Genomic DNA, 7,232 nt, shown 5'->3' with positions numbered 1-7,232 from the left:
CCATCTGTTTGCTTAATCGCATCGTACCAGATCACATCATCTTGACCGCCTTGACTAGACCAAATAGGCAACTTCACTGTCTTCACACCCTTGGTCGAGCTGACATTCGTCACCACCACATCGAAACCTTGGGAAGTCTTGTTTTCAATGTGAATCGTACCTGTCACTTGACTTTGAGCTGGTCTTTGAGGTGCTGGCTGAGCTAACTTTGTAACAGCTGCATAACGACGCATTCCACTATAAGAAATATAGCTAATCCATTGATAACCATCATTTTCCAACACTTTATCATAGTTAACGCTATCGCCTCTATTAAAAGTAAATTGTGTCGGAGCTGACCATTTGGCTTCATTCTTAACCTCTGCCGTTTCAGAGAAAGTATATCTTCCTCTAGAAGGGAGTGTTCCTGTTGAAGAAGGTGTTGGCTTTGCAGGTTGAACTGGTTCTGTTACCAACTTATTAATAGCCGCATAACGACGGATACCGCTATAAGAGCGATAGCTAAGCCATTGGTAACCATCCGCAATCAAAACTCGGTCATAGTAAACGCGATCGCCTGCATTCACATAAAACTGCAATGCTGCACTTGCTTTCGGTTCATTTTTCACTTCTGTACGTTTCGTATAAGTATAGTAACCTTGGCTTGGTAAAGAAGGTACAGTTTGTATTACTTTGGATTCTGCCAGACGTGCTTCGTGCGCTGTTTGCGTTTTATCCATCAACTTTGCGACATCAATTTCTTCTTTCCTTGCTTCTTTTTCGACAGGACTCTTTTCAACTTTTGCAGTTGTTGAAGAATCAGCTGTGTCTGTTGTTGCATCAACAGATGAATTTGTTGTTTCGTCTTCTGTCTGTGTCACTGCATCAACAGTCGTTGTTTGAGAAGGTGTCGTCTCTGTAGCTACAGAAACAGCTTTATCCGCTGAAGAACTAGTTGGCGCAGTTGTTGTTACAGCAGTTTCTTTTTGAGTTGTTGCTGTTTGAGGAGCCACAGCAGTTGATTCAGTTGTGTTTTGAATATTATTTTTTGCGGCAGTATTTACTTGAGACGTTTCAATACTTGTGTCTGTTGTAACTTGTTCATCAGCCGATACTGCTTGACCACCCATAAAGAGGACACACCCAATCAAAACAGAAGCTGCACCACACGAATATTTACGAATGGAAAAACGTTGTTCTTTGTGATCAAACATTTTTTTCATCACTTATCCTACTTTCTAATTTATTTCTATCATCTTAATTTCTGTAGAAAGGATGTGTATTGGCATTTTCATCTTGCCCACTCAAAATCCGGTCTGTATTAGAAACCTGTCCCGTAACAGGATCAGCTACACCAGCAGGAACCACAATAAAAGCAGCACCACCTACTTGAGCGTCTTTAGGATAAATCGTTCCCCAAAATGTGTTTGCGACTATTTTTTCAGAAGTAAGACCATACTCTCTTTTCTCACCTGCAAAAGCAGCTTGACCATTAGGATTAATGGTAATACTTTTTCCCAAGTCATTACTCCAAGTTCCTGAAATTGTTGAAAAATCACCACTAGCAAGAGCGTTTACGTCAACTGTAGACTTTGCTTCTGCTGCAGGAGAAGTATTACTATCGGCGTTAGTTGTACTTGAAGAGGGTTGAGTAGTTGACGATTGAGCAGGTGACATCTGTTCACTAGCAGCAGATTGAGTACTGTCCCCTGCTTTTTTATTACTACTCGCGTTAGCAGTCATCTTTTTCTTAGCTTTAGATGATTTTGCTTTTTTAGAACTACTTTGTGCAGTCTTTACTGTCGAATGGTCATTCGAATCACTTTTTGTTTCATTTTTATGGCAAGCACTCAGTAAAAGCAAAGAGCACAACATAGTTATACTTACTAATTTATATGAATTTTTCATTGTATTTCCTTTCTTTTTCAGGAATCCTCAAATTCCAAAATCATTATACAACTTTGTTTTGTAAAAATCAACACATTTTAGAAATATTTGTAATCCATTTGTAACATATGTGTATTTTCTATTTTCTGCCTTTAGAAAATTAGGCAATGAGGTACAATTTCCTGTTGCATATCCCCAAGTATCTACTTGATTCGGATTATTCCTCCAAGCCACTGGATAATCATCTCCAATAACCACTCCATTGTTCACATAACCACTCCATTGTTCACAGCTAATGCATGACGCGCTATTTTCGAGACAAGCATAGTTTTTGTTGCACCCTCTTTTAACTCATTTGAGTGTTTATCAACTAAGTTATTCTTATTTTTTGAGACATTATTATCGCCTTTTTGAGTAGAAGAAGCAGTACTTGAAATCATATTATTGTTAGATTCACTAGTCTCTTTGACTTTCATGTCTGATGTGGACGAAACTGATGAATTATTTTCATGTTCCACTTGAACATTAGATGTTGAAACAGTAGACGTTACTCCATTTTCTGATATCGGCTTAGTATCTTCGACTGGTTTAGTTTGAACTGTAACTAATTTTTCTTTATTGTGAACTTGAACATTATCAACTATAGATACTTTATTTGATACACCACTATCCACAGCTTGATTATTCTTAGAGTTGTTTTCAACATTAGAATTTATCATTTTATCAGAATGGAAAACAACAGACTCTGTTGTAGATGAAACAGTAGACGTTGAAGTTGTCTCATCTGCCGAAACATTAGCAACATTAAACAGAAAGCATCCTAGCAGTACAGATGCAACACCAAATGAATATTTCCGGATTGAAAAGCGTTGAACTTCTTTATTAAAATTTTGATTCTTCATAATTATTATTTCTCCTTTATCTCTTAGTAATTGGTATATCTTAATTATTACTGTTTAACAATAGAAACTCCTCCCGGATCAACACCTAATAAACTAGGATATTTTTTGGGTACTTGACCAAAAATAATCCAAACAAACGATAGAAACAACAAAACTTTGATAACATTCTTCATGTTTTTCATAGAGTTAAATCCTCTTTCTAGGTACACATTATATCCCTTTGAATAAACTATTGCAATAGATTTTTATAAAAATAATTATTTTTTTTAAAATTATAACTATAATCATTTTATGTATTTGGGCATCTTTCCATAGTTTTAATGTAATTTTTTCAAAAATAAAACACAAATAAAATTATCTCCATCATAAACTGGACATAAATTTATTCGTGTTTCTCATATTATATCTTATTTTTAACTTATATTTTTTTAAAATTATCACGAAGATACTTTTCAAGTATTAAAGCCATTTTTTCATTACCGCTGAGTTTATATAATACTTGCGAAAATGTAAAATATTGCTTTACAATACTTTGGCTAGAAAAATCCTCGCTAATATTCGCTAATATACAGTATAAATCTGCTAATAAATAACTACAACTGTATTCATTACATTTTTCAATAACATCAAGCGTTTCTTCTATTCCCTTCTCAATCTGAAAACTTTTCCAAAGATATCGGCAAAAATTATATCTAATTTTAATATAAATTTTCAGTTCTATTGTATGAGTAAAATCAATATTTTGAAGTTTAGATATTATTGCTTGATAACATTTTTCAAATTCATCATTATTTTTTTCTTCTAAAAAGAAATCAAGCAAGGTATTAGAGATACGAAGGTACATTAACTCATCTTTATTTAATCGCACAAGCATTTGTTCTAATTTTATAATAGCCTCCTCTCTTTTATTATCACAATGAAATGAAACAATTGCTCCTATCCATTCAAGATAATTTTGATCTGATAGTGACAATCTATGCCATTTATCAATTTCTAAACTGTATAAATATTTTAATGAATCATACTCACGCTTTACTAGAAAAGATTCTACCAACTCTTTAAATTGTACCAACTTAGATGTCTCGCCAAGTACACTATCATCAAAAAAATAGTTCATTGTAACATTCATTTTTTTTGATAATGAATATAAAAGATCCGAACCAGGCATATACTTGCCCTTTTCCATTCTACTAATTTGACCTTGTTCACATACCCCTTCTGCTAATTCTTTTTGGGATAGCCCTAATTCCAATCGTTTACTTTTTAATCTTGTGGCTAATAATGTACTCATACTACTCCCTTAACATTTTATAATTTATTTTTCATTATATCATATGAGTTAAATTATATAAAATTAATTTTATATGACAATAGTGATTTTTATATTAGTTTCATTGAAACGAGGCCAAAATTGCTAATCTATAGTTGACGCAAAAATTATAACTGCATGGCTATTCGCCCTGCCAACACTTGGTATCCCGCAACGGTCAAATGCAGTCCATCAGTGGTAAATGCTTCTGCTAATTGTCCTGCTTCGTCTAACAGACTGTCGTAGACATTGACAAAAGTCACATTCATATAAGCAGAAGTCAACTCTTGATAGGCATGGTTGAGACTTTGAATTTTTCGATTGCTTCTTAGATGAACGCGCTTTTTGTAAGTAGGGCTTTCATTGACTGGTAAAACAGACAGAAGGCAGATTTCTGCAAGAGGATAATTTCTAGCAATCGTTTGGATGATACTTTCCACATTTTTCACCGTTTCTTGCTGCGGAATTTCCTTTCCAATATCATTAGTGCCGATGAGAAGAAAAATCTTATCAACTGCCTGCCCAAATAAAAGAGATTCTAAATGCTCTAGTAGCAAATCCGATCGATAACCTCGAATACCACGATTGATCACTGTTTTGGGCGTCTTCAACAGCTCGTACAATGGAAAATATTCAACTATAGAATCTCCCAGAAAAAGTACATCGGGATCTTTGATGGATATACGATTCAAATCTTGGTATTTTTTTCTAATTTGTTCTTGTTCATTTAAAAGCCATTGGTCTAGTAATTGAACTGTCATATACACGCTCCTTTGCTCAAATAGTTCTCTAATATTTTTAAGACCCCTGCCTCTGTATTGGCTGGTGCAAGGTGATCGGCAACTGTTTTTACTCTCGGATCAGCATTCTCCATAGCATAGGAAATCCCTGCTAATTGCAGCATTTCAATGTCATTTTCACTATCTCCAAAGGCCATGATGTCCTGCTCTTGAATTTTCCATTTTTGCATCAGTTGTTTCAATCCCCAAGCTTTATGGATCCCTTTTTGTAAAATATCAATCGCTCCATAACCGCTTGTGACCGCATTTAAGGTATCCTCAAAATCCTGATTGAGCTGTCGAGTAGCTTGAACTGCTACTTGCTCGTTTACCATCATACTCATTTTCAAGACTTGTGGAAAATCGTCCGGACGCAATGCTTCGACAAAGTTTATCTTTCGATAAAATTCTTGTGCCATTTCTGCTGTCATAACTTTTTCAATCATAGGAAAAGTTGTCCCCGTTTTGACAAAGGCACCATTTTCAGCTGTAACAACTAAGTGTACATCGCGTTCTCTCCCTTCAAAATAAGACAAGACCTGTGCCACCAAGTCCGGAGACCAACATGTGCCCAGCAGTATCTCGTTTTTATCAAAAATCCGCGCACCGTTTGCGGCAATCAACGTCACACGCTCCAATAAATCACCAAACAGCAGGCGCATTCGATGAATTTCATTACCAGTTGCCACCACAAACCGCATCTCCCGCTTGTCCAGCTCATCCAATATATTTTTCAACCGGTCGCGATCGAATTCTCCTTTTTCATCTAAGAGCGTGCCATCCATATCAGTCACAATCATCTTAATTGACATGTTATCACCTCTAACAATTATTCATTTCAAATTTAAATCTCATCGTTCATTTATTTCATAATGTATGACTATCCTTTTGCCATTTCTGTAATTCCGCTTGGATAATGCAAAACATTATTGGCTACATTTACATCTTATTTCAAAAGGATTATATTACGTCTAAACATATCCTAGTAAACAAAGTTTTTCTTTTATTTTACCAAAAAGAGAGTTGAAGAGGAAACAATTGTATTCAAGCAAGGATTGGTCTTTTTAGTTATAGTTTAAAACTATATTCTTTTCTCTAAATTAACTATTTTTCAAACATGCTCAGCTTTTGTACAATAAAAAGCAAGAAATCTAGAAAGAGGCATGTATATGACACAATCAAAATTCCAACTAGTTGGATCTCTTCTTCGTCCAGCTGATCTGCTTAATTATAAAAATAAAATTGAACATCGTGATGACATTCAGTATCCTTTTTATGATAGTTTTTCGGGTTATCGTGAAACAGAAACAGCAGAGATTAAAAAGGTCATTGCTGATGAAAAGGCAAATGGTATTGATATTTTGACAGATGGTGAATATTCTAAGTCCATGTGGCATTTAGATTTTATTTGGGGACTTAAAGGTATTGAACGTTACATTGCAGACCACGGCTACACTTTTAAAGACCATGATGGCGGACAGTACGAAACACGTAAAGACATCGGTATTCGCATTAGACAGCCACTTTCAGGTAAAAATCATCATTTCTTAGATAGTTACAAACTGCTCAAGGAAGAAGCTGGTGATACGCAAACAAAATTAACGATTTGGGGACCTGCGCATGCTTATACTGAACTGGCTATCTTTGATAAACTTGCTGGTGAAGGGCAAGTTTACAAAACCAATGACGAATTAAAAGCTGGTCTTATCAAGGCCTACAAGGAATTCTTGACAGAATACAAGGAAGTTGGCGGTGAGATTATCCAGTTTGATGATTGCCTTTGGGAACTTTTTGATGAATCAAATCCTGCTTCGTTTTTTGCTGATGGCAATACTGCGCTGGCTGACTTAGCGGATGAATTTATTGCTATTAACAATGAGGTTGCTGATTACGGGCATCAAGTAGGACTCAAAGTTTGGACACATAACTGTCGTGGAAATTATGAAAGCCGTTCTGCCTCAGGCGGAACTTACGAGGCTATCGCAGAAAAATTCTTGCGTGATCAACATTATGACCGCTTCTTCTTAGAATGGGACAGTGACGTCTCAGGTGATTTGAAGGCTCTTGCTTCTCTTAAAGATAAAGATGCTGAAGTTGTTCTTGGACTCCTTTCCAGTAAGACAACTGATCTTGATGATGAAGAACGTGTTCTCAAGTTATTAGAACAAGCCAGCACCATTTTGCCTAAGGAACGTTTGCTGCTGTCACATCAATGCGGTTTTGCTTCTTGTGATTCTGGTAATGAGTTGGCTATCCCGCAGCAATGGGCTAAAATCAAACAAGGCCAAGAAATTGCTAAGAAATTTTGGGGTTAAACTGCAAGCACATGACTATTTAGCGAACACTGACAAAAACGCGAAAACAAACTTCTTTTTG

The 7,232-nt window shown here is 35.7% G+C and carries 9 protein-coding genes; 1 reads left to right on the top strand and 8 read right to left on the bottom strand.

The features are described from left to right. The 8 genes from HMPREF1514_RS00970 to HMPREF1514_RS00940 form a co-directional block, all read right to left on the bottom strand. A partial coding sequence (locus HMPREF1514_RS00970; protein ID WP_037596597.1) for an SH3 domain-containing protein occupies nt 1-1,202 on the bottom strand: 1,202 nt, incomplete at its 3' end. A gap of 34 nt (nt 1,203-1,236) precedes the next feature. Beyond that, entirely contained in the window at nt 1,237-1,887 is a 651-nt protein-coding gene (locus tag HMPREF1514_RS00965) for a DUF6287 domain-containing protein (RefSeq protein ID WP_006269814.1), read from the bottom strand. Nucleotides 1,888-1,914: 27 nt separating this feature from the next. Beyond that, nucleotides 1,915-2,136: a hypothetical protein gene (locus tag HMPREF1514_RS09400; protein ID WP_037596594.1), complete on the bottom strand. Its 222-nt coding sequence runs from the start codon at nt 2,134-2,136 to the stop codon at nt 1,915-1,917. Continuing rightward, on the bottom strand, nt 2,133-2,768 hold the full coding sequence (locus tag HMPREF1514_RS00955; protein WP_037596592.1) for a YSIRK-type signal peptide-containing protein: 636 nt from the start codon (nt 2,766-2,768) through the stop codon (nt 2,133-2,135). Before HMPREF1514_RS00955 ends, HMPREF1514_RS09400 begins: the two co-directional genes overlap by 4 nt. Before the next feature lie 47 nt (nt 2,769-2,815). Further along, on the bottom strand, nt 2,816-2,950 hold the full coding sequence (locus HMPREF1514_RS09755; protein ID WP_261674388.1) for a hypothetical protein: 135 nt from the start codon (nt 2,948-2,950) through the stop codon (nt 2,816-2,818). A gap of 236 nt (nt 2,951-3,186) precedes the next feature. Further along, nucleotides 3,187-4,059: a helix-turn-helix domain-containing protein gene (locus HMPREF1514_RS00950; protein WP_020997590.1), complete on the bottom strand. Its 873-nt coding sequence runs from the start codon at nt 4,057-4,059 to the stop codon at nt 3,187-3,189. A 146-nt stretch (nt 4,060-4,205) separates the two neighbouring features. Beyond that, nucleotides 4,206-4,838: an SGNH/GDSL hydrolase family protein gene (locus tag HMPREF1514_RS00945; protein ID WP_037596590.1), complete on the bottom strand. Its 633-nt coding sequence runs from the start codon at nt 4,836-4,838 to the stop codon at nt 4,206-4,208. Further along, a complete protein-coding gene (locus tag HMPREF1514_RS00940) occupies nt 4,835-5,668 on the bottom strand; it encodes a Cof-type HAD-IIB family hydrolase (protein WP_037596587.1) in 834 nt (277 codons plus the stop codon). The genes HMPREF1514_RS00945 and HMPREF1514_RS00940 overlap by 4 nt, the downstream gene beginning before the upstream one ends. Before the next feature lie 357 nt (nt 5,669-6,025). On the opposite strand from HMPREF1514_RS00940, the gene HMPREF1514_RS00935 reads away from it, so the two are divergent. Beyond that, nucleotides 6,026-7,171 (top strand): cobalamin-independent methionine synthase II family protein, encoded by a 1,146-nt coding sequence (locus HMPREF1514_RS00935; protein ID WP_037596585.1) that lies wholly within the window; start codon nt 6,026-6,028, stop codon nt 7,169-7,171. Nucleotides 7,172-7,232 lie beyond the last annotated feature (61 nt).

The sequence above is a fragment of the Streptococcus sp. AS20 genome (assembly GCF_000524255.1).
GTDB lineage: Bacteria > Bacillota > Bacilli > Lactobacillales > Streptococcaceae > Streptococcus > Streptococcus constellatus.
The sequence above is the reverse complement of the archived record's forward strand: the minus strand, read 5'-3'. Positions and strand labels throughout refer to the sequence as shown.